The organism is Edaphobacter bradus (assembly GCF_025685645.1).
Lineage (GTDB): Bacteria > Acidobacteriota > Terriglobia > Terriglobales > Acidobacteriaceae > Edaphobacter > Edaphobacter bradus.
The window spans coordinates 424,516-447,381 of the sequence record NZ_JAGSYF010000003.1; the positions used below are offsets into that span (position 1 = coordinate 424,516).

General features: G+C 57.2%; 14 protein-coding genes and 1 pseudogene. 3 read left to right on the top strand and 12 right to left on the bottom strand.

The features are described 5' to 3' along the window. Positions 1 to 5 precede the first annotated feature (5 nt). On the top strand, positions 6 to 1,025 hold the full coding sequence (locus tag OHL16_RS14120) for an ROK family protein (RefSeq protein ID WP_263367817.1): 1,020 nt from the start codon (positions 6 to 8) through the stop codon (positions 1,023 to 1,025). A 362-nt stretch (positions 1,026 to 1,387) separates the two neighbouring features. Here the strand turns inward: OHL16_RS14120 and OHL16_RS14125 are convergent, their stop codons facing one another. The 4 genes from OHL16_RS14125 to OHL16_RS14140 all read right to left on the bottom strand — a co-directional run bounded on the left by OHL16_RS14125 (position 1,388) and on the right by OHL16_RS14140 (position 10,029). Further along, positions 1,388 to 4,174, bottom strand: a complete 2,787-nt coding sequence (locus OHL16_RS14125) for a glycoside hydrolase family 31 protein (protein WP_263367818.1) — start codon at positions 4,172 to 4,174, stop codon at positions 1,388 to 1,390. 186 nt (positions 4,175 to 4,360) lie between these two features. Further along, positions 4,361 to 5,593 (bottom strand): Gfo/Idh/MocA family protein, encoded by a 1,233-nt coding sequence (locus OHL16_RS14130; RefSeq protein WP_263367819.1) that lies wholly within the window; start codon positions 5,591 to 5,593, stop codon positions 4,361 to 4,363. A gap of 14 nt (positions 5,594 to 5,607) precedes the next feature. Next, the gene (locus OHL16_RS14135; protein ID WP_263367820.1) at positions 5,608 to 6,570 is read right to left on the bottom strand and encodes a sugar phosphate isomerase/epimerase family protein; all 963 of its coding nucleotides are present in this window, start codon (positions 6,568 to 6,570) and stop codon (positions 5,608 to 5,610) included. Positions 6,571 to 6,711: 141 nt separating this feature from the next. Beyond that, on the bottom strand, positions 6,712 to 10,029 hold the full coding sequence (locus OHL16_RS14140) for a TonB-dependent receptor (protein ID WP_263367821.1): 3,318 nt from the start codon (positions 10,027 to 10,029) through the stop codon (positions 6,712 to 6,714). Positions 10,030 to 10,365: 336 nt separating this feature from the next. Between OHL16_RS14140 and OHL16_RS14145 the strand changes: the two genes are divergently transcribed. After that, positions 10,366 to 11,487, top strand: a complete 1,122-nt coding sequence (locus OHL16_RS14145; RefSeq protein ID WP_263367822.1) for a hypothetical protein — start codon at positions 10,366 to 10,368, stop codon at positions 11,485 to 11,487. Between the two features lie 247 nt (positions 11,488 to 11,734). After that, the gene (locus tag OHL16_RS14150; protein ID WP_263367823.1) at positions 11,735 to 14,281 is read left to right on the top strand and encodes an alpha-L-rhamnosidase-related protein; all 2,547 of its coding nucleotides are present in this window, start codon (positions 11,735 to 11,737) and stop codon (positions 14,279 to 14,281) included. A gap of 135 nt (positions 14,282 to 14,416) precedes the next feature. On the opposite strand, the gene OHL16_RS20480 is transcribed toward OHL16_RS14150, so the two are convergent. From OHL16_RS20480 to OHL16_RS14190, 8 genes and pseudogenes are all read right to left on the bottom strand, one after another. Further along, a complete protein-coding gene (locus tag OHL16_RS20480; protein ID WP_449506065.1) occupies positions 14,417 to 14,917 on the bottom strand; it encodes a hypothetical protein in 501 nt (166 codons plus the stop codon). Then, positions 14,906 to 15,780, bottom strand: a pseudogene (locus tag OHL16_RS20330) (sigma-54-dependent transcriptional regulator); the annotation flags it as partial. The pseudogene OHL16_RS20330 and the gene OHL16_RS20480, both read right to left, overlap by 12 nt. Next, complete coding sequence (locus OHL16_RS14165; protein ID WP_263367826.1) at positions 15,777 to 17,555, bottom strand: sensor histidine kinase; 1,779 nt, start codon at positions 17,553 to 17,555, stop codon at positions 15,777 to 15,779. The gene OHL16_RS14165 and the pseudogene OHL16_RS20330, both read right to left, overlap by 4 nt. Positions 17,556 to 17,564: 9 nt before the next feature. Then, entirely contained in the window at positions 17,565 to 18,905 is a 1,341-nt protein-coding gene (locus tag OHL16_RS14170) for an ABC transporter substrate-binding protein (protein ID WP_263367827.1), read from the bottom strand. Next, positions 18,883 to 20,133 (bottom strand): hypothetical protein, encoded by a 1,251-nt coding sequence (locus OHL16_RS14175; protein WP_263367828.1) that lies wholly within the window; start codon positions 20,131 to 20,133, stop codon positions 18,883 to 18,885. Before OHL16_RS14175 ends, OHL16_RS14170 begins: the two co-directional genes overlap by 23 nt. A gap of 120 nt (positions 20,134 to 20,253) precedes the next feature. Further along, entirely contained in the window at positions 20,254 to 21,582 is a 1,329-nt protein-coding gene (locus OHL16_RS14180; protein WP_263367829.1) for an SPFH domain-containing protein, read from the bottom strand. Next, on the bottom strand, positions 21,570 to 21,749 hold the full coding sequence (locus tag OHL16_RS14185) for a hypothetical protein (protein WP_263367830.1): 180 nt from the start codon (positions 21,747 to 21,749) through the stop codon (positions 21,570 to 21,572). Before OHL16_RS14185 ends, OHL16_RS14180 begins: the two co-directional genes overlap by 13 nt. A gap of 41 nt (positions 21,750 to 21,790) precedes the next feature. Then, positions 21,791 to 22,375, bottom strand: coding sequence for a L,D-transpeptidase (locus tag OHL16_RS14190; RefSeq protein ID WP_263367831.1), 585 nt, complete (start codon positions 22,373 to 22,375; stop codon positions 21,791 to 21,793). Positions 22,376 to 22,866: the final 491 nt, after the last annotated feature.

The window sequence follows — 22,866 nt, forward strand, 5'->3', positions numbered from 1 at the left end:
AAGGCTTGAAGACAGATCTCACCACTTTCCCGAACCTGGCCGGAGCCGGTAGTGTTCACGGCCTGGTCGTCGGTGTCGATATCGGAGGGACGAACCTGCGTCTCGCCCTTGCCGATCCTTCCGGCAACATCCTCGCCCGCTGGTCAGCATCTACGGTTGGCGTTCGTGCCCCCGAGATAGTCGTCGAACTCATCCATAACGGTGTTGCCAATGTACTGGAGCAGGCCGGAGTCTCTCGAAGTCTCCTGCGCGCGATCGCCGTAGGCGCGCCCGGTATCACCAATGTCGAGACCGGCGTAGTCATTGCTACCTCCTACCTTCTAGGCTGGCGCGATGTTCCTCTGCGCAACCTACTTGAGGAGTCGCTGGGCATCCCTGCCGCGGTTGAAAACGACGTCAACCTAGCGACCCTTGGAGAGAGCTGGACCGGTGCTGCCCAAGGCTATTCGGACTTCGTCTTTATCGCCATCGGTACCGGTCTCGGCGCCGGTATCTTCCTCGGAGGGCGTCCCTTCCACAGCAAGGACTGGACTGCCGGCGAAATTGGTTACATGCTGCTGCCGGGACTCCCCGGCCAGCCAGCGGAGCGCGGCAAGCCCGGCGCGCTCGAAGAAATTCTCGGCGGCGGAGGCATTAAGGCCCAATGGCAATCACGCTGGAGCCAAGACGCGACCACGCTTCCCAGCAGCCTTCACGCCACCGAGGTATTCGACCACGCCCTACTAGGCGATGCCCTCGCGCACAGCATCCTCCAGCAATCAGCCCACATGCTCGCCTCGGTTATCTACAACATCGCGTTGGTGCTCAACTGCCCACTCTTCGTCCTGGGCGGCGGAGTTGGTTCGCACCCAGTTCTACACGAAGCGGCGCAGCAGATCCTGATCGATTGGAATACCCGCGTTCAGCCGCAACTCGCGCGCAGCAGGCTCGGCTCAGACGCGCAATTGATTGGAGCCATCCGCCTCGCTCTCCATACCGCGAACGATGCCGCCAACGCTTTCGCAACATATGGGAGGCTCGAATGAAAACAGCGCGCTGGTCTCCGCGACCTGCCGGTAGCCTTTCATCCAGCAGCAAGCCCATTTGACCGGCGCCTCTATCCGCACAACGCTCTCTGAGTTGAATCCCCCGGAACTCCACCGACAGCACTGCTTTGCTTCTTTGCGACGCACTGCTAGGTTGCCCGGAAGACCCGGCACTCTTCCGGGCGCTCTGGAGAGAACGGCCTGGAGTGGCCCGCGACTATCGCCGCCGACGGCACCGAAACACCCGAGGTCGTGCCTCCCGACAGTATCGAGCATCAGTACGCTCCGCTGGGATTCGTTCGCTTCAAGGAGACGGAGACTGGCGCCTGGCAGCTGTCGGCGAAAGACCGACTACTTTCCTTCTAGGGCGCATCGGCGTCGCGAAGTTGCATCAAAGCGCGATGAGATAGAAGCTTGAAGCGGAGTTCCCTCGCATCTGTTGCTTTGGCGTCCCCCGTGGGCGCAGGAACGCTCTTGCCGTCCATCATCATGTCTGCTCTTTGCCCGACTTCGTTCGCGTCGATCGCTGCCCTTCTATAGCTGTCCCGGAAACGCCCAATCTCCTCGCCTGCCGCAGCCGGCCTGTAGCTCAACCTGTCCCCGGTCTGCATTGCGGCGATCAGATTCTCCGGAGACCACGCGCTGGGCGATGTCTGGTTGAGCTCGTCATACGCGCTGCGTAGCCTTCGAATCGCTCCCGCGAAACCATCCAGTTCAGCATCACGAGCAACGAGCGTGGGATCGCGATTAATACGCAACCGGATAAGCTCAGTAGTTGCACTGCTCGGCACAGTGACGATGGTCGTCAGCGTATTGCCATCGTAATGCCAGCCTGCGCCTCTACCGTTCCGTACAAAGTTCAGGTTCCGGCCATTCACTGTTATGGAAGTTGGTGGCCAATCGGCAGGCAAACGCAGCTCATAGCTGCGTGCCTGCAGCATCCCGGGATAATGGCCCCGAACAGGTTGAACGTCGACCTCAGTGGTTGAGCCGGACCGGTGTGCATCGATCTGCGTCCAGGCGCCCGCACCCTGCTTGTAGGTCTCGGATTTGCTGGCATCTTCATACACAGTGTAGGAAGAGTGTTGCCCATCCTGCATTGGGAAGACATTGATGATGAGTGGGTCGACTGGCTTTTCGTCCGTGTAACGCATCTCCGGCTGCATCGGAACAATGGCGCCTGCACGAATGTAGACGGGAACCTGGTCAATGGAGAAGCTGCGATCAACCGTGTGAGGCCCGGTAAAGTGCTTCCCGGTTGGCCATTCGATCCACTCACCTTCCGGAATCCATATACGCTCGCTCGCCAGTTGCGATGCGCTATCGACAGGCTGCGTTACCGGAGCGACAAACATGTTCTCTCCGAACATGTATTCGTTCTTTGCGGTATAGGCTTCTTGCGCCTCTGGCCAGTCATAGTAGAGCGGTCGTAGGAAAGCTACGCCGGTATCATATGTGCGGCGCGCTTCGGTATAGATATAGGGCTGCATCGCATAGCGTAAATGGAAGACGTCGCGCATTATGTCGGAGTACGGCTCCGGATACGCCCAGATACGACGCTCTGCGTCAGGATTCTTAGTCGTGTGGGTGCGTAGAACCGGACTGAACGCGCCGAATTGGACCCACCGCGTATACAGCTCCGGGTCAACGGCACCTGGTATGTGACCACCGATGTCGTGGCTCCAGTACGCATAGCCAACATTCGCGGCGGTCGCGGTAAACCACGGCTGAAAAGCAAGCGAATCCCACACAGAGATCGTGTCGCCGGAAAACCCTATCTGATAGCGGTGGTTCCCCAATCCGCCCCAGCGATGAAACAGCAGCGGCCTCTTGCCTTCGCGCTCCTGATCCGTGAAATGGATATAATTGAGCCACCACGTGGGGTTCACCCCTGGAAGAGCTGTGGTCATCTGCTGTTGCCAATCGAGCCACCAGAAATCGATCCCTTCTTTCTCAAGCGGATGATGCAGGATGTTCATGTAATGAGTGGCAAACTTTTTGTCCGTGAGATCGAAGGGGACATATCTCTTCGTCGCAGGATCGATGCCCATCGATCGCGCCATCTCCGGATAGCGCTCCTCCCATGGCTGCACACCCGAAGCCGGATGCATGTTTAGCGTCACTTTCAGCCCCTCAGCATGAACATCATTGAGAAACTCCTGCGGGTTGGGGAACAGCGTCTTGTTCCACGTATATCCAGTCCACCCCAGTCTCTGGCCTGACTGGTCCTGCTGGCCTTGCAACTGCGCCGCCGGTATGTGCCAATCCATGTCGATTACGAGAACATCGAGCGGCACATCATTTGTCCGAAAGCCGCGGACCAGATCGCTGAGTTCCTGGTCGCTGTAGGCCCAGTAACGCGACCACCATGCGCCAAACACGAACCGCGGCGGCAATGGGATTCTCCCGGCGACGCGTACATAATCGCCCAAAGCCTTCTTGTAGTTGTGGCCGTAACCAAAGAAGTACAAGTCCTGGCGATCTCCAGCGGGCCGCAGCATGACCCACGGCCAGGGACTTTGCTCGCCCTGCGAGAACTCGAAGTTGGCGGAGTCGAAGAGCGGCCGCGCTGAGTCGTCCACCACCGACCAACCATCGCGCGAAATCAGGCCAGTCTCTATAGGCTCTTTCGTTTTGTCGCCCCGAGCGCCATCCAACGTGCGAGTAGTTCCGAGCAGATTGCCGGTGTCAGGAGTGCCTGGATGCCAGGTGCAGAGCTTGCCGTTTAAAGTGAATGTGACGCTGAGATCATCTGCATTGAACTTGCCGTCTGTGCCAGTCGCTGCAACGTATTTCAGTTTGAGAGCGCTGGTTTTTAGCGTGAGCGCCTCCCCAGCACTGGACTGTTCTATATGCTTCTCGAAGAATGGAACTGCAAGCCTGCGGTTGATGAAGACAAAAGAAGCACGGTCTTCGAACTTGCCGTCGGCTGCCCACTCCAGGCGCACCATCTCAGGGGTAAGTACGGTAAACCTGGCGTGCCCGATCACAACAACAGCCTTTGGATCTGCTATCGGATTTGCAGGAGGCTCTGCTTCGGAGGTCTTTGCATACGCCTTGCTCGCGTGTGATGAAGACGCAGGTTGTGCCTGAGCTGAGCATGCCACCAGGAGCAAGCCGAGCAGGACGACCGACGCTTTGGATCTCACGCGGAAAGCAGCAAGCAATAAATCAATATTGGACAGACGGAACACACACTCTCCCAGCACGTAAATGCGTCTATATTCGAAACAAATTCCCCACGGGCCATTGCGTGGCGCGGGCTGATGTCGAGGAGGGCGATCTTTTGTGACGGCCGCTTCCTCCTCGCCATTGGTTAAAGACTCACGCGGCCATCAGTACGGTTGATGAGTATCCATCGCCTCTTGCAGTGTCACGCGCTTCTTCGAGCGGTAGGAGAGATTGGCCATGTGACCAGCTACTGCCGAGAGATACCCAATCTCGACTGGAGCGTTTGTCTTCTTGCTGCGCGTGCGAATACAGTCCATCCAATTCTGCATATGACTCATGCCCTTAGACTCGCTAACGAGCTTTGTCCCTCCTGGGTTATTGATCGCCTCAGGGTAGAAGATCAACGAAGATTTGGACTTTCCAGTCACCATGTCCGTCGCTCCAGCTATGTGTTCGATGGTGCCGTCAGATCCGAGGAAATGCTCCCCCAGACCATACCGCGTGTTACTGAAAGTGGACTGCCACAGAACGATAAGGTCAGGAAACTCGAGTGTGACACTGATCGTGTCCGGAACCTGGCGACCATCTTTCTCAGAAAATACTCCGCCCATCATGGATGCTGCGATGGGTTCCTTGAGATTCATGGCCGACATGATCCACGCAATCTGGTGGACCATGTTCTCGGTCACGTTGCCGCCGGAGAACTCCCAGTACAGTCGCCAGTTGATGAAATGTTCGGCATTGAATGCTTCTTTCGGTCGGTCATCCAGGAAGAGAGAGTAATTGACGTGCTGCGGGTCGCAGTCAGACGGGATGGGTCGCCTCCACTGCGGGCTCCCATGCGCCGAATTGCGGCTCATCCACGCCTCGACCATGGTGATCTTTCCCGGCAGGCCCTGCTTGATCCACTCAACCACGTCTTTGTGGCCACCCTCACTCTGATGCTGAACGCCGATCTGTACCACCTGCGAAGAGGCATTCGCAGCCTGCAGGCATGCCTTGGCCTCTGCAACGTTCCAGGTCATGGTCTTCTCGCAGTACACATCCTTGCCGGCGGCAAGCACCATCTGCATGTGCTTCGCATGCAAGAAAAGAGGCGTTGCGATGATGACAGCGTCGACGTCCTTGCGGTCGAGCAGATGGCGAGGATCGTCGTAGAAGGTGGCATTGGGAACGAGAGCCTTCGCCGCGTCGCGGTTGCGTGAATAGATGTCCGCAACTGCGACACACTCTGTGTTGGGGCATTCAATTGCATCTTTCAGGTCCTGCATGCCACGAGATCCAACCCCGATGATGCCGTACCGGATGCGATCGCTGGCCGCAAATAATTTCTTCGGTGCGAAGGCCAGCGTAGCGGCCCCAGTCGCCATGCTGCCTACAAAGTCACGCCTATTCATTCTTTCTCCGTGGGTCAAAGAGTTCCTGAATCTTGCAGGGTTTTCTTCATGCCGGCCCAGCTAATGCGGGTCGACTCTTCGTGAGTAGGCGCGCCGTTCCAGTGGGTCTCCAGGCTGACGGCGCCGCGGTAGCCGACACTCTTGAGTGCGCGGAACTGCGCGGTCCAATCGATATAGCCCTTGTCCACCGGTGACCACCCAATCTTGCCATCGGGATTCTTGATCGCATTCTTGACGTGGCAATGGTAGATGCGGTGCTTGGGAAGGAGGTCCCAGGCAGCGCGAAAAGCGTCGAGTTCACCGGCCCTGACTGCATTCCCTGGATCCCAGTTGAGTCCAAGATGCGGAGACTGCGCGGCTGCGAGGGTCGCCGCCGCTTCCCGACCGGTAGCAGTGTTGCATTCAAACTCATTTTCCAGCGCGAGGCGGACGCCTTGTTTGCCACAGACGTTCGCTGCCTCAAGAAGCTTTGCGTTGATGGGCTCACGGTAGGGCTTTACATCATCCAGGCGAAAGAAGTCGAAACAACGCACGACGTTTGTCTTGAAGCGATGCGCGTGAGCGATGGATTTGGCAAGCACTTCGTCCTGCTGTTTAAACGTGACGGCCGCGCCGAATGAGTCGTTCTTTTTGCTAAACGACGATCGTGGGGCTCCGGGCCAATCGACCTTGAAGAGCGGGCTACCGATGTCCGTTACCCGTAGTTGATATTTAGCGAGAATCTTCTCGGCATCGGCAAGTTGATCGTCTGTGAGTTCCTGCAGGTTCTTGCCCCACATGCTGCGAAGCTCAACCCACTGAAGACCGAAGTCTCTGGAGATGACCGAACAGGCATGGTCGAAGTCCGGAGATATTTCATCGCTGATGACGGCTACCTTGAATGGCGACTTTGCCGCCATGCCAAAGGCTGGCAACGTCGCGCATGACACTGCGACACCAGCACCTACTAAGAAATTACGACGAGAAACATTAGACATCCTTCGCTCTCCTCTGCAGCCCTACTGGCTGTGTGTTCCGCTACTGTGTCCGCCATCTACGATCTGCCACGCTAGAAAGCCCGTAACCGGTCCCCGAGAAACTAAGTGGGAACCGGTTACAAACAACTGCATTCAAGAGAGTTAGAACGTTATTTTGGCTGCTAATTCGACTACACGATTTCCTGTGGCTCCCCCATTTGTAGCGTCAAGATGGCCAAAATCCGGATTCGTATAATTACTGCTCGGATTGCCAAACTGCGGCGTATTGGTGAGGCTGAAAGCTTCAGCACGGAGTTCCAGGTTATACCGCTCTGTCAGCGCAAACCGCCGAAAAGCGGAAGCGTCGAGATTGAAAAACCCGGGTCCTACATATGCGTTCTTCCCCGAATTCCCGAGCGCGGCGGTAGTTGGCTGACTAAACACAGAGGTATCGAACCAGGCTTTCGCGGCGCCGATGCCCTTCAGTTTATGGAACGGTCCATTGACGTTTGCCACCTGAGTGTTACCGGGAGCATTCAGGCTGGCGGAACTGGCTGTAATAGTGAACGGTGTCCCTGTCTCTAGAGAAAGGACTCCGCCCAACTGCCATCCCCCTGCCACCCAGCTCGCGACACCAGAGGTCAGCCACTTCTTGCCCTTTCCAAATGGAAGCTCGTAGAGGAAGCTCTGCACAAAGGTATGTGTGCGGTCGTTGCCGAGACGCGAATAATTGCGGGCGAAGTCTATGTAGAAGGTGGTACCGCCTACTCCACTGCCCTCGGAGCTGACGGAACCTAGTGCCTTCTGATAGGTGTAAGTGGAGGTGGTTGAAAGCCCGCTCGCATAGTGATGATCCAATTTCACCTGGAGCGAATTGTAGTTTGAGTTTGTACGCTTGAGAATCGTGGTTGATGCCGTTCTCTTAAAGGTAGCGTACTCAGGCCGCCCACTCGCACCGGCCCCAGCCACGAAACCGGCATTGAGATTGTAGCTTAGCGGTTGACCTATTCCCACATTGCCGACGTAGGCAACGTCAAGTACGAATCCAGCCGGCAGCGCTCGCTGTACAGCAGCATTCCAGGATTCGATGTAAGGCGCGTGCCAGTGGAGATCGACAACGTTGTAGTTCTGCGGCGGCGCGTTGGTGACGATGCCGCTCGCCGGGATGACGGCAAGAGGGAGTGCGGGAAAGCCAGCTGCCAATGAGGCAGGTGAACCGTCCGTCTCTATTGCCTGAGTGAAACTGCTCAACGATTGAAATGAGACGTTCTGCTTGACTGGGTAGTTGGCGGCGTAGTTGGTGACGATATCCGGGTAGGATTCATAACTGATCCCGTAACCGCCGCGCAACACTGTCTTTTCGTCCAGCCGGTAGGCGAGACCGAGACGAGGTGCAAAGTAGCTGTATCGAGTCTGCAGGCCCAGGTCCATCGGGTTCCCCCCGATGCCAGCAAGGATGAGCGAATTGGTGGAAGGGTCATAGTTCGAGAAGCCGCCCGCATGGCGCGGAGTCGGGGGCACATAAAGTTCCCAGCGCAGCCCATACGTCAACGTAAGCTTGGAGTTGGCCTGCCATGTGTCCTGCACGTAAGTGAAGAACTGCGATTCTCTCCAGGTTGCGCTCTGAACGCCGATATCTCGACCTACCACGTTCGGATCATCCAGGAGGAAGCTGGCGAAGTTGTTTGCCTGACCTGTTTTGGGCCCGCCCTTCAAAGCCGTCTGTCCATCACGATATTGGAAGGAACCTCTAGGGTTGAACGTTTGCCCCTGAAGCAAGTCGTCGCGGACACGGCGGTACTCCACTCCAAGCTTCAGGCTGTGATTGCCTTGAATCTTCGTCCAGTTATTTACAGCGTCGATATTGGTTTCGCCGCGGACCCAGGGATAAGAGCCTCCGGTCCCCACGAAGGGGCTGGAGAAGCCTCCGATATCGATGGCGGCAAGTCCACTGGTGAATGCATCTACATTAACTCCCGGAATGCCGATCGCGGCCGAGGCGCTGGTGCCATAGTCCGTCGGAAAGGTCACGTTTTTGTAGTGGTTCAGTCCCAAACGGAGCTCTGTCAGCAAGGTAGACGAAAAGACATGGGTATAGTTTGCGGCCGTGTTGTAGGCGGTCTGCGTACCGCGTGCATTAGCGCCTCCGTTAGCCGGCCCGCCGGCCAAGCCGAATATAGGCTGCTGGACCTGGTCCGCCTTTTGAAAGCTGTAACGAAGCGACAGATGATCCTGTCCGTGAAGATTTGCGTCGGCTTTCGCATCGAACGAATTTGAATTACGAGTAAACCGCGTAACCCCCTGGAAGTTATTGGTTGTTCCGGCTCCTGGCACGTTCGGAAGCGGAACCAGCGCCAAAATTCTCTTTGCGATGGGGCTGATCCTAGAAGGATCGATGACGTTCGCTTGACCAAGATAGCTGAACTGTTTACGCCCCGTTCCATCGGGATTTCCCGTCGCTGGGTCGTAAATGGGAGTGGCAACACTGCTGAAATCTCCGTTGCGGAAAGCGGCGGTCGGGAGGGTCAGAGTATTGAACTGTCCCTGACTATCGCTGACGTGAAGATAATCTCCAAATATGAAGAGCTTGTCGTGAATGATCGGGCCGCCAATATTCCCGCCAGTATAGTTATAGGTGCTTCGTGGATTCGGCCCCTTCTGAAAATAGCTCTCAGCAGCCAGGGCGCTAATGCGATTGAATTCATAGACCGAACCATGAACTGAATTTGTTCCGGATTTGAGAGTGACGTCGGTCACAGCCCCGCCGGCGCGGCCGAATTCTGCCTGGTAGTTGCTGGTCGAGACGCTTACGCTCTGGATAGCCTCACTCGGTGGAATGAGAACCTGCAGGAGGCCCGATCGTTCGTTGTCGTCGATGCCTTCAATCTCGGTATTGTTGGCCAGCCGGGATTGGCCGTTCACTTCCGTCGAGAGCGAAGCAGCGGCATTGAAGAAATTGGAGTGCGAGAAATGCGGTTTAGTCGCCCCCGGAACAAGAGCGAGCAATCCCTGAAAGTTTCGATTCGTCCCCAGCGGCAGCTCCTCCGTCTGTTTCGACTCGAGGTTGATCCCGGTATCTGCGCGGTCCGTCTTTAGGAGCTCGGGCGCCGCGGTGACAGTGACACTCTCCGTCGCCGCGCCGAGCAGGAGCGTCATATCCATGCGAACGGTGCTGTTCACGACGACAATCACTTTTTCGGCCACAGCTTTCTTAAAGCCTGCCTGTTCTGCGGAAACTGTATAGATACCCGGCTGGATAGCCTCGAAGTCGTAGTTACCACTGTCATTTGTCTGTTCCGTTTTGGTGACCCCACTTTGGGTCTCGACGATCGTCACAGCGGCTCCGGGAACCGCGGCACTGGTTTGATCCTTGACCGTCCCCAGAAGATTGGCGTTCACAGCTTGCCCAAATACATGTCCGGCTGGAATCAGCGTCGCGATCAGCAGCGCCCTCCGAATGCCGTTTCGAATCAACTTCATTATTTCCTCCAAACTTCAAACTATTGCTTCGCGAATTGCCTTCTCTTCAGTCGATCTGACTCAATTGCTGGGTACTCTCCCCCTAGACATTTGAACCGCGGTTTATGGCCTCTGATCAAAAGCTCTGCAAGTCTCTGCGCGCAAATAACACGTTGCCAAGTTGTTCACGGTGTTTTGACCGGTGATAAACGGGGTGTAAAATATGTAGAAGTGACCCCGAGCTCCCCTATCTTTCATGAACTTAGCCAGAAACACTCAGAGGATCCGCGTTGGCTCCTCGTACAACGTGTTGTATCCAGCCAACACCTGAGAGGCTCGAGCAGGCTTCGGGATTTTTTGCTTTACGTGACCGAGTGCGCCCTTCGTGAAGCTCCAGAAGAGGCAACCGAGCAGCAAATTGGCATAAATGTCTTCCAACGCTTACCCGGGTATAACTCCAGCGAGGACAGCATCGTCCGCACTCACGCTCGTCTGCTGCGGCAGAGATTAGGAGCATATTTTGCTGGCGAGGGCGCTACCGAAGAAATGGTCATCGAAATACCAAAGGGGCATTACCTTCCGGTCTTTCGTTCATCCAACATCGCATCAGGGCCCTCGCAAGCAGACACTGCATCCGACGCGCCCGCGTCGGCGATGGATCCCGTTTCTCCGTCGACCCCACCGTCAATTCACAAGTCAAAAAAGCTGATTACAATCAGTTTCGCCCTGATTGCAATAGCCTTACTGGTCTGGCGGGCATGGCCAAAGCAACCGACTCCCCACTCAGAGATGGAGCAGCTATGGCATCCGTTCCTGTCAGATGACCCCCCACTTGTCATTTACAGCAATGCACTGTTCGTGGGCAATTCAAACAGCGGCCTTCGCCTTGCTTCGCCTGATGAGGAACAGGCACACCCATCAGGAGTTCAGTTTGTCGAGAGTTACACAGGCGTTGGCGAAGTCGTGGCAATTCATGAGCTAACTCAGCTCTTCGACGCGCACCACTCAACATTTATTCTCAAACGCAGTCGTCTCGTCACGTGGGATGAGGCCAAGCTGAAGAATCTGATCTTCGTTGGCTCCCCAGCACAAAATCCTGCTTCAAAGGTAGTGCCTTCGTCCAGCGACTTTACCATCGTGTCGAATGCTGATTCCGCAGGGATTGTGAATCTTCATCCCCAAAAGGGTGAGCCTGCCTTGTATTCTCGCCCTGACCACCCGCTCACAAAGGACTACGCGATCCTCACACTGGCGCCGGGGGCTGAACACGGAAAATGGACGTTTGGATTCAGCGGTTTGACAACGTTCGGAACGCAAGCAGCGGTGGAGTACGCCAGCCGCCCTGAAAGTGTCGCAGAATTAGTTCATGCCGCTTCATTGGCCAACGGGAAAATCCATCCCTTCGAAGCTGTGCTTGAAATTACGATTAGCAGCGGGGTTCCTCTACAGACTAAGCTGGTATCAGTGCATCTTCACTGATATGGTCTTGCCCGTCTAAAGGGCCAAGCATCCGGGCGACGGAGCTAGTCGAGGTCTTTGAGAATTGGCGAAGTGACGCTGACATTCAGGAGCCAAAACAGCCAATTTGATTGTAAAGGCTGTTGGTCATCCAAAGCTTGTTCAGTAGCCTCGCGACCGGCTTTGGGAGGCAGCAAAGGTGACCCCCGATACGCACACTGCCATCTCTTTTGCAGGCAGTTGGAAAGCGTTCGATAACCCACGGCCTATGCCTATCCATCGACCTCTCTTCGCGCTCGTCATCCTGACCGTCACCAGCCTCCCTGCGCAAAACATCTTCCCCGACGGCAGGCTCGACCCCACCCGCAATCCGGAAACCACATCGCAGCCGCTCCACACTCCACTCCCCGACCAATACATCTGGACATCAGGCGACATTACTGTCCGCCGTCCCGACCGCAGCAACTTTCCTTGGAATCGCCCTCAACTCCGCGCGGACCCTCACTTCTTTCGCGCCCGTTTCAGCGTCACCCGCATTCCCGATGCAGCGACCCTCTACATCGCCGGCCCACGCGAAGCCCATGTTTACCTCAACGGCCACCTCCTCGCCGACTTCACCAGCAACATCGACGCGCCCATCAACTTCCGCGTCTTCCACGCCAATGCAACCCAGGCTCTCAAGGTCGGCGACAATACGCTTGCTATCGAAGCCATCCGGGGCCGCGGAGTCGCCAATGGCGCCGGTGCCATCGCCACCCAGCAGCTAGCCTACGGGGAAGTCCTCGTCGCCAAGATCATCCCCGCAGCATTCGGCGTGGAAGCTCCTGCCCTCGTTGTCACCGACACAAACTGGCGCTCCACCGCCACGCACGCTGTTCATTGGCAAGACCCAACCTTCGACGACCGTGACTGGCCGGCAGCCGCATCCCTGGGTCCCATCGAGGGCAACATAGACTTCTTCCAATGGAACGCCGACGCCGGCATGTACGCATGGCCCGGCTATATGGGCATGTCCGAGCCTCTTCGTGTCTACGCGCTCCAGCCCCAGAACGTTACTCATATCCACGCTGCACACTCGCGATTGGCCAACCTCGATGCCCTCACCCGGCCATCGGCAGCGCCTTTCACCATTACCCTACCCAACATATTCACCGACGCCGAAGCTCCAACCCTTCTCCTCGACTTCGGCCGCGAGGTTTCTGGCCGCCTTCTCGTCGAATCCGCCTGCGACTGCATCGCCAGTCTTTCCATCGCGTACGGAGAGTCCGAGATCGAGGCCATGAGCACCGGCCTCACCACCGGCCAGCAAGGCGGCAACTACCTGGGAACGAACATCATCGAGGTTCCTGCGCACGGCACGGCCCGCGGCCCCAAATCCGGTTTCCGATATGTCCGGATTGCCTTCCTCCGCGGAGCACCACTCACCACCTTCAAGTCCATTCGCGTGGAGGGTATCTACTACCCCGTCAATTACGCCGGCCACTTCGAGTCCTCCGACCCTCTGCTCAACCGCATCTGGGAGACCGGCGCCTACACGGCCCACCTGTGCATGCAGGACGGCATCTGGGATGCCATCAAACGAGATAGGGGTTATTGGGCGGGGGACCTCGATGTCGCCGGCCGAGTCATCTCCACTGTTTTCGCCGACACCCTGATGATTGAAGACACTCTACGAGGTCTCGTGCCGGAAGGAACCGGTCCTGCCCCCGCCATCAACGGCATTCCCGGCTACTCCGCTCTCTGGATCACGAGCCTCTACAATCTCTATCTCCACACCGGAGACAGGGCCTTCCTCGCCTCCCAGCGCGACGACCTCCTCCGCATCCTCGCCGGCATGGACACTACTCTCGACTCCACCGGACTCGTAGCCAAGGCCGGACACGCGTGGCTCTTTGTAGACTGGGCTCCCGGCCTTCACACCGACACTCCCGAGGCGCGCATCGGCACCGAGCTCCAGTACATCCGCGCCTACACCGCCGCTGCCCACCTCTTCACCTATCTGGGCGACACCGCCAACAACGCGAAGTACGAAGCCCGGGCCCGCAAGTCCATCGCCGCAGCCCAGGCCGCCTTTCGCGATCCCAACACCGGCACGTACGGCACAAGCTGGCAGCTCAACTCGCTCGCGACTCTCACGGTGGCCGACTCCAAAGACACAGCAATCTGGAACAACGTCCTCTCCCACGTCAAACAGGACAGCCCCACCGACCAGATCATCAGCCCATACTTCAACGCCTACCTACTCGATGCCATGGCCTCGCTTGGCCACCGCCGCGAAGCCCTCGACTGGTTGCGCCAGTACTGGGGGGGAATGCTGGCCGAAGGCGCAACCTCTTTTTGGGAGAGCTACGATCTACGCTGGCCAAAGTCCAACCCCCATCTCTCCTTGCAGGCCGACGGCACCTCGGGTTACTTTGTCTCGCTCGCCCATGGCTGGTCCGCTGGCCCCACTGCCTGGCTGGCAGAAAATATCCTCGGCATCACTCCACTCGAACCCGGCTACGGCACGGTAGACATTCACCCCGATCTCTTGGATCTAGCCTGGGCATACGGCGCAGTGCCCACCCCACACGGCCTCATCAAAATCAACGTCGACAAGAAGAGGGGAATCGTCCTCGAGTTTCCACAAGGAGTCAGCAAAGCCGTGGTCAGGTTCACGCCATTCGACCCCAACGCCGAGGTCTACGTCAACGGCAGACTCTCCCGCTGCGCAACGTGCCTCAGAAGCGGACCGCGGGAACCAGTGCGAGTCATTGAACTCGCCAGTCCTGGCCACTATGAAATAACAGCACGCAGTCTTCCCTCCATCAAATAACCCCCAACACTGCCACGCGAAGCAGAGTATATCCACAAGAAACTCTTTGTAAAACGAAACCGCATCATGGTGCACTGGGGCGAGGTTGGCTGCGATTTCTTCCTATCTACGAATGGATAGAACACCCTGATCGTCTTATTCCATTTTCAAATCAATGCCCAATTGCTGGCATTTCTTATAAAAATGGCTCCGCTCCAACCCCAGAGCCTTTGCTGCGCTTGTAACGTGCCGATGATTCCGTTCTAACTCTGCCAGCACAGTCGCACGTTCGAACTCCATCACCCGACCTGCCAATGGACCAACGGCATTCCTGGCAAAATCCGTGCCGGCCATCCTTGCGTTCGGAAGTGCCTGCTCTACTGCTGCGGCCTCGATTACCTCTTCCGCCAATAGCAGCAATCGTTCCACGACATTCCTCAGCTCACGGATATTCCCCGGCCACGGGTAAGCCTGCAGCGCCACGATTGCACCAGATGTGAAGGGAATAGACTTCCATCCATTCTGACCGCACACCTGTCGAACAAGGTGTTCCACCAGCGCTGGAATGTCCTCTTTCCGTTGACGTAGAGCCGGAAGCTGGATGGGAAACACAACGACACGGTGATACAAATCCTGACGGAATGTCCCCGCGCGCACCAGCTCTTCCAGATTCCTGTGCGTAGCCACCACTACGCGCACGTCTACGCGGATCGGCTTGTCGCCGCCGATTCGCTCAACTTCCTTTTCTTCCAGCACACGCAGCAGTTTTGCCTGCATCGCCGCAGGCATATCGCCAATCTCGTCTAGAAAAAGCGTGCCGTGACGCGCCTGTTCAAATCTGCCAACGTGCCGCTGAGCGGCTCCGGTAAACGATCCCTTCTCGTGTCCAAACAACTCCGACTCGATCAGTTCCGCTGAACCGCTGCGCAGTTTAGTGTCACAAACGGACCACCGGAACGCGGGCTCTTCTCATGCAGCGCGCGTGCTACAAGTTCCTTTCCAGTCCCGGTTTCCCCGTAGATGCAGACTCGAGTCTCGCTGGCGGCCACACGCTCAATCTGTGCTATCACCCGCCGCATTGTCTCACCCGTCCATACCATCTCGTGTTTGCCGACGCGACGCCGCAAGTCTTTGTTTTCCGCTTCAAGCCGCTTCAGCTTCAACACATTTTCTACCGTAAGCAGGAGCTTTTCGGTTGACAGCGGCTTCTCCAGAAAGTCCAGCGCCCCAAGCCGGGTTGCCTTTACCGCCATCTCGATATGCGCCTGGCCAGACATCATCACCACTGGCGTAGCTACTCCATTTGCCTTCAGGTCCTCGAGCAGCGCTAGCCCGTCGCGTCTTGGCATCACTACGTCCGACAGGATCAGATCGAAAGCACGTGTCTGAGCCAGTTCCAGCGCCCGCGCCGCGTTATCGCACACCGTCGCTTCATGCCCTGCAAGCCGGAAAGCCCGCGCCAGCGTCGCCAAAGTATTTGTCTCGTCATCAACGATAAGAATGTCGGCTTTGTTGCTCATAGGTTTGTCTTGTTCTCGACAGGAAGATCTATCACAAAGGTAGCTCCCCTGCCTTGCGAGCTCTCTACGAATATCGTTCCGCGATGATCCGCTACCACTGACTGTACAATCGCCAACCCGAGTCCCGTTCCGTGCTCCTTTGTCGTGTAGTACGGCGTAAACAACCGCTCGCGCTCTTCGGGATTCAACCCTTTGCCCGTATCGGATACACAAATGCGCACCGCTCCGTCATTGTGCGCCGCCGACACGCTAAGTGTTCCACCCTCCGGCATAGCGTCAATGGCATTCAGAACGAGATTTGACAGCGCCCGATGCAGCAGATCAGCGTCCGCCGAAATGGTCAACGGCTCCTCGGCAATCTGTGTCTGCAGCGCAATCGGCCGCTCACGTTCCTTCAATGCGGGTTCGTACAACGACAACACGCGTCTAATCACATATCGCGCATCGATCTCCGCTTCCTGCGGCTTCGGCATCTTTGAGAAATCGCTGAATCGGCCGATGATTGTCTTGAGATTCGTGATTTCCGCCTTCAGAGCCTCTGTGCTCTCCACAAACACCTCGTCAAATTCGTTTGCCGGGAGCTGCCGCGCGCGCACCATATTTTCCACTGTCAGTTGCAGAGGAAAGAGTGGGTTTTTTAGCTCGTGCGCCAGACGCCGTGCCAGTTCGCGCCAAGCCGCTACCCGTTCGCTCTGCACTAGCCGGTCGCGCTGATCTACAAGCTGCGACGTCATGTGATTGAAGCTCGCTGCCAGTGCGCCCAGCTCATCCTTCGTGTCTACGCTTACATGGGAATCCCATTGCCCTTGAGCCACTTTGCCTGCGGCGAGCGCAAGCTGCTCGATCGGCCGTGATACCCGGGCCGCAATCCACAAGCTAGCCGCGATCGCGAACAGAATCCCAAATCCTGCCACACCGTAGGCGATGGCGCGGATGTGTTGCTGCACCTCCACCATGCCCCGCCGAGAGTTGGTGACAAGCAGCGCTGCCATCACACGACCGTTGTCGGCCCTCAGAGGGATCGCCGTTGCGTTCACGCTGTCCTCGCGCCTTGCCGTGAGAAAAACTACCCCATTTGCATCGTTTGCTGTTGCCCGGGTTGTATCGATCAGAGGCTGATACTTTGAGGCTTCGGGAACACTGCCGTTTACCCCTGTCAAACCGTGCGCGTCGAATGCACTCCCTGCGTTGCGGTAGAGATACACCTGCGTGCCGACAGGAACAGGAAGATCTGCAAGGAACTCACGGTCCAACTTTGTTCCCCCTATCAGATAAATGGATGCCTCGCCTTCGCGAACCCAGCGTACTGCAAAGAGACCCATTTGCGATGAACCATCTGGCAGATCCTCCTGCTTCAGGAAAGGTGGTCTTCCGGCTGTCTCAACAGACGGCTCTCTATATCCAAAACGTGCCGGCCATTGAGCGGACGAGATGATGCTGCCGTCCTTGTTTGCAATCTCAAGAAAGTCGAGCCTGTAATCTTGAGCCAGCGATGCCGCCTCTTGCAAATACGGTGCCGTGTCTCCTCCCTGTGTCAGTTCAACGGCCATGCGCGTCATCCGTTCGCTCGCTGCCATACGATCCAGCGCGGTGGCAACATCATCTGCACGATGTTGAAACTCTCGCCGGAACTGGCCGGCGAATGCCGCAGTCTGCTCCTGGTCCAGCCGCTCAAAGACGCGTCGCACCCGCACTGAAACTGTCCACCCCACTGCTGCCACCGCTGCTATCACAGTGAGCGAAAACATCAGCAGTAGTTTTTGTCGCAGGCTCACTTCAGGTCCTCACTTCGAATCGTTGAGCGCCGCGCCAGCGATCAGCGGAGTTCCGTCCGCTGCCAGGCGAAGATCGCGTACCCGTTCGCCAACCGCATACGCTTGCGGAAGCCAGAGCAAGGGCTCGACTGTATACCCTGCCAGAAAATCTCTCTCAGCGTCATACAGCGCCGTCGTATCTGTACCTGTTGCAGTCACATGTTGTTCGGAAGCCCCTATCATCTCATTCAGCGCCGCGCGTGGATCGTTGGCCTCAAGATGGACCCTCCGCAGGACAATATCCGCCTGTGGTTTGCCTCCACCACCAGAAGTTACCTGAATCCGGAACCCCGCTTCCCGCAGGTTTAGCGCTATACGCTCTGCGGCCAGTTGCATCTCAGCATTGCCATCTTCCACCGCCAGAGTCAGCGGAGGAGGTGTCGCCCCGCCTCGAAGCTCCTGCGCTCGATTCAGGTCCCGGCCAAGAGGGAATAGAAATGCATATCCACTCAACGCCCCCGGAATCACGCTTGCCGTTACCTCTCCCTGCTTTTGAAAAATCACGTTGTACAGAGCGCTGCGGTCCACCGCCAGAACAATCGCCTGTCGCAACTGAGGGTTCGCCAACTTTCCGGTATTCGCAATCTGCAGCAACAGCAGATTCACAGGATTTGACGCCAACATGGTTAAGCGCTGCTGTTGCGCCTGCCGCAGCATCTCTGGCGGAACCTCTACGATATCGGCCCTCCCAATACTCAGATCCAGCCACTGATCGCGAATGCTCCGCTTTGGCCGCAGCTCTACCGTATCCACAAAGGGCCGGCCGCCCCAGTAATCGTCGTTCGCAGTAAAGAGCATTACGCCATTGGGAAATCCCGTTATGCGAAACGGCCCTGTTCCCTCTAACGCGCCCTGCGCGTTCTGGTGCGAGATCAGAAACTTCGACTGTGCTAGCAGTGCCGGCAGGTCCGCCTCAGGCGAATCGCTGTTGAACACCACCGACGATCCAACCGCATGAACCTTCGTCCATGGGCATCCGTCCCGGCAGGATTGTGTGAGCGACCCCGCGATTGCATCGGCAGTCAATGGTGTGCCATCTGGGAACTGCACATTTGGGCGAATCCAGAACTGCCAGCGATGATCCCCATTTTGTGATTCCCATCGCAACGCCAATGCTGGATGCACTGGACCCACTGCATCCAGTCGCGTCAAACCATCCATGGTCAGTCGTCGCGCAAGACCGTACGGGCCTTGCCACGGATCGCCCAGAGTGTCGACGCGCAGCGTTCCCCCATAGTGCGGACGCGTCCGCGCGCCCGCCGCGAGCGTACAGCACAGCAGAACCCCGCTAGTTGCAAAGCGCCGAAACACTATACACCTCATATTGCATCGATTGCGCCTGTCCGGTTGCTGACGTTTGAACCACTACTGTCGCGCTCGCGCCGTCGCTCGATGGCCACATCGCCATCACCGGCCCATCCAGTGCCAAAGGCGCGCTTACCGGTTCAGCCTCCCTGCCTGGAATCTCGTAGGCTCGAACACTGTCGGTCGGTGTCGCACCCGATCCAGAGACAAGCGCCTGCACACCAGAACCGCAACCCGAGTGAATAGTTGCCAAATCGCTGCCCCAATCGCGCGCGCCCGCAATCGCCTTTATCGCATTGTTCTCGATGATCACAGCCTTACCGTCAACTCCGCTAAGGAGCTCGGCCACACCGCTCAGGCGGGGGATAGCCGCGGCAGAATAAAAGGGCTGTAACTGCATGCCGAAGCCCGGCGCCAACACTCCGGTAAAGTAATTCCGCGTCGCGTTGTAGAAAGCCTTTTGCAAAACCGTATTCGAGCCTCCGTCGCGCTCCGAGAGCGGACGCGGCGTTGTCAGTGGCCATGGGTCATCACTGTCGGCGCACGAAACCGTCAATGCCCCATTGCTCTCCGCCCCAGAACACAGCGCGCCGGGCAGATACGCATCAAAGAGACTCTCTTGCCCGACAATCAGGTGTCCGCGCATATCGCGTGGAGAGGGCCGTGTGTGCGCGATCTCGACCTGCTGCTCCTTCGTCCAAACACCTGCCGACATCACATAAGACTCGATCCGCTCCGGCTCCAGCACCACCATTCTGCGAATGGCGCCTGCCTGCAACAGCAGTACGTCCAATACTGGCTCCCCCTGTTGCCATACCAGCGTCTTGCGCAACGTCATTCCCGTTCCAGCCTGCGTCCTCGCCGCTGTGCCGAGGTCCACACGAACCATCGCCACGCGTACTTCCTTGCCTTCCTGAATCTCGGCTACCCACAACCCGCCCATCGTATTCTCTGAAAGTGTCACGCGGATGAGCGTAGCGCCGTCCGCGGGGGAAACAAGGACGCCGTACCCGCGGAGATTGCGCTCCATCATCTGTCTTATCGCAGGAAGCTCCTCCGAACTCAGGGAAGACTGATTCCGTATGGTCAGCTTTGCCGGACCGGGCCCGGCTATCGCTGCAATCTGCTTCGCCAGGTCAGCGACCGGCTGTGCTCGATTCACAGCTGCGTTCGCACGGAAGAGCGCGGCCTGCAGCCACACTACAACCATTGCCAGCTTCAGAAATCTTCTCATCTGTTTTCGCGGATTATATCCTGCCCTCGGCATGGCTCGATGCTCCCGGTAGGTCGGGTATCTGCCTCCCTAGTCTTGTTGCGATGAAGGTAGATACCCGCTCTCCGGTTCCTTACATATCTAGCGCCCGGCTTGTACTGGAGGAGGGTCGTTCTGGTCCATCTCCTGCTTCATCGCCGCACCTGTCATGCCACGGAAAACATCGTTTGCGAAGAAGAACTTACCGTCTGTCGGAACCATCACTACCTGGATCTTGTCCGACAGCCGCTCTGCGATGATCTTGTTGATCAGCAGTGGGGACTGGTTCAGAAGCTTCGCCTCGCTCTGCATCCTTTCTGCGTCTGCCGCAGCCGTTATCCGAATACGGTTTGCCTCGGCATCCGCCAACAGATTTCTCCGCTGCAGCTCAGCTTTGCTATCAATTACCTTGGCCTGCGCCCCAGCATCGGCGTTTTCAATCGTGGCCTCCTTGCGCGCCTCGGCCTCCAACTTCGACTGTTCAATCTGCTTCTGCTTCAGTGGAAGCGTGTACTGCATGGCATCAGACTCGCCCTTCGCTTCAACTACCTTCGCCCTCGCATCGCCCTCCGCCTGCTTCACCTTCTGCGCCGCCTCTGCCTCGGCCTGCAGTTCGGCAATCCGCACCTGCTTCTGCTGGATCTCCGTCTGGACATTGAGTTGGTCGTCTTCCTGCTCCTTCAGCAGTAGATTCTGCAGTCCCTGTGCGTATTCTGCGGGAAGCTGAACGTCGCGCAGCATTACCTCTTCCACGATGATGCCGTCCGCCGCCAGCTTCTTTGTTATTGTTCTCGCGGCCTGCTCACGCACGTCCTCACGTTTCGCGCTGAAGATCTCGCGCACCGTGTAGTGGGGAGCCAACTCCCGCCACGCACTCGCAACTACCGGAGGAACAATCTCGGTATCCACCGGCTGCGGGAGGTGGGACTGAATATAGTCCAGCCGTTTCGGATCGAGCCGGTAGCGCACTGTTACGCCCAGACCCATGCTCAATCCTTCCTTTGACTGGACATCCATCGCGTTCCTCCTCGCGGCTCCAGGTTGCGCTGAACTATCCGGGGTAGGCCCTGTGGTAAACAGCTTGTCCCGCAGGTCGAAAGTCTGGACGCTTTCGGTCAGTGGAGTTACAAAGTGCACACCCGAATACAGCGTCCCAGACAACGTTCCACTTATCTGGCTCACACGCACGCCGCCCATCCCGCTTGGAACCACCACAATGCTCTCTGCTACTAGCAGTGGCACGCATGCAACCATAGTCATCACGGTCGGCCTACGCCAGCGAACTGGTTCCGGTTCCGTCAGCCCTTCCACGCCGCTCGCAAGCCGGCGCCGGTACACCATTACCATCCACAGGTCATACGCTGTGATCCAGACTGCGGTAGCCAGCAACAGCACTCCCGCCACGACAAGCAGGTACTTCAACGCAAGCATGGGAATTCTCCTTGTGAGTTGCGCTCCTTTTCGTTTCTGGCTTCCGGCTGTCGAGCGAAGAACAACCGGGCCAGTACACCAAACACCAACTCTTCCAATAAAAGCCCACAAGACACGCTCAGGAGCATGGCGCCGATCACACTCAGTCCTTCTGCAAAAATTTCCATCGAATGTCTCCTTTACTGCCCGAGCTGTGCTGCCGCCGCAGCTATCTGCATTCGTGTTCGTAGTTGTCAGAGTCGTCTCGTCGCCCGCTGTCTGAGCAACCGTTGCAGCGCTCGTTCGTGTTGCGCTGCCAAAGATCGGTGGACGTGTCCGGATCGGGAGTGCTGACGATCTTTGCCTCATCCCCCGTTTTGACCGCGTCGAACAGTTCCTCTATGTCGCGTCGCCCCATGCGAATGCAGACGTGCGAAGCCGCATTCCCAATCGACTTCGGCACGTCCGTTCCATGAATCCCATACCCCTTCACGTTCAAACCCATCCACCGTGTCCCTACCGGATTTCCCCACCCGGGAGCCACGACTTTGCCCGCGTGTGAGTTCGTGGGATTGTTCACGCGGCTAATGATTTTGAAGGTCCCTGTCGGACTCGGTGTTGACCTCTTCCCAACCGCCACGACGTAAACCTTCTTTACCCGCCCATCCTCTAGCAGCGCTAGTTTGCGACCCTGAAGACTCACCACCAGCGAACGTTTCGCTTCGCCCGAACTCTGTGCCTGTGCTGAAAAACCCATTGCGAGAAGAGCCGGAATGAAAGCTGAGAGGCATGAAGCTGGGATCTTTCTCTGCATCTGTCACCTCGTTCAGTCACGAACGGAAAGACAGATTGCATGCCCTAGGCCATCCGAAGCGTCTTTGAAAAGAAAGAAGTTGTATCGCGGAAGGGGACGAGCGTCTGTGTCTGTAGGCACACACCGTGTCAGCTGTGACACATCAAGGGGAAGACGGAGGTATATGGAATTTTTGTCTCGTCCGGGGATCAACTGCCAAATCGCCGATGCACACCGGTCTTACACTTCCAAAACCAGACTTCGACTCGGGTCCTGCAGTGGAGAGAAAAGGGATAGCTGAGGTGGCTTGTACCTTCTCAGGCGATTCTCCGATCAGAGAGCGACTCGCGATATTGCGGGGGCTAGGGGAGAGATAGGTTGTGTAAGCTGTTTATTATTAACAACATATATTCCATGGCGATGGGTGCAGTTCTGAAGCGAACCACTCTCCGGGCCCGATTCCCGTTAACAGGAAACAACAGGGAGTACTAAGGTCTGTCTCACAAGATTGC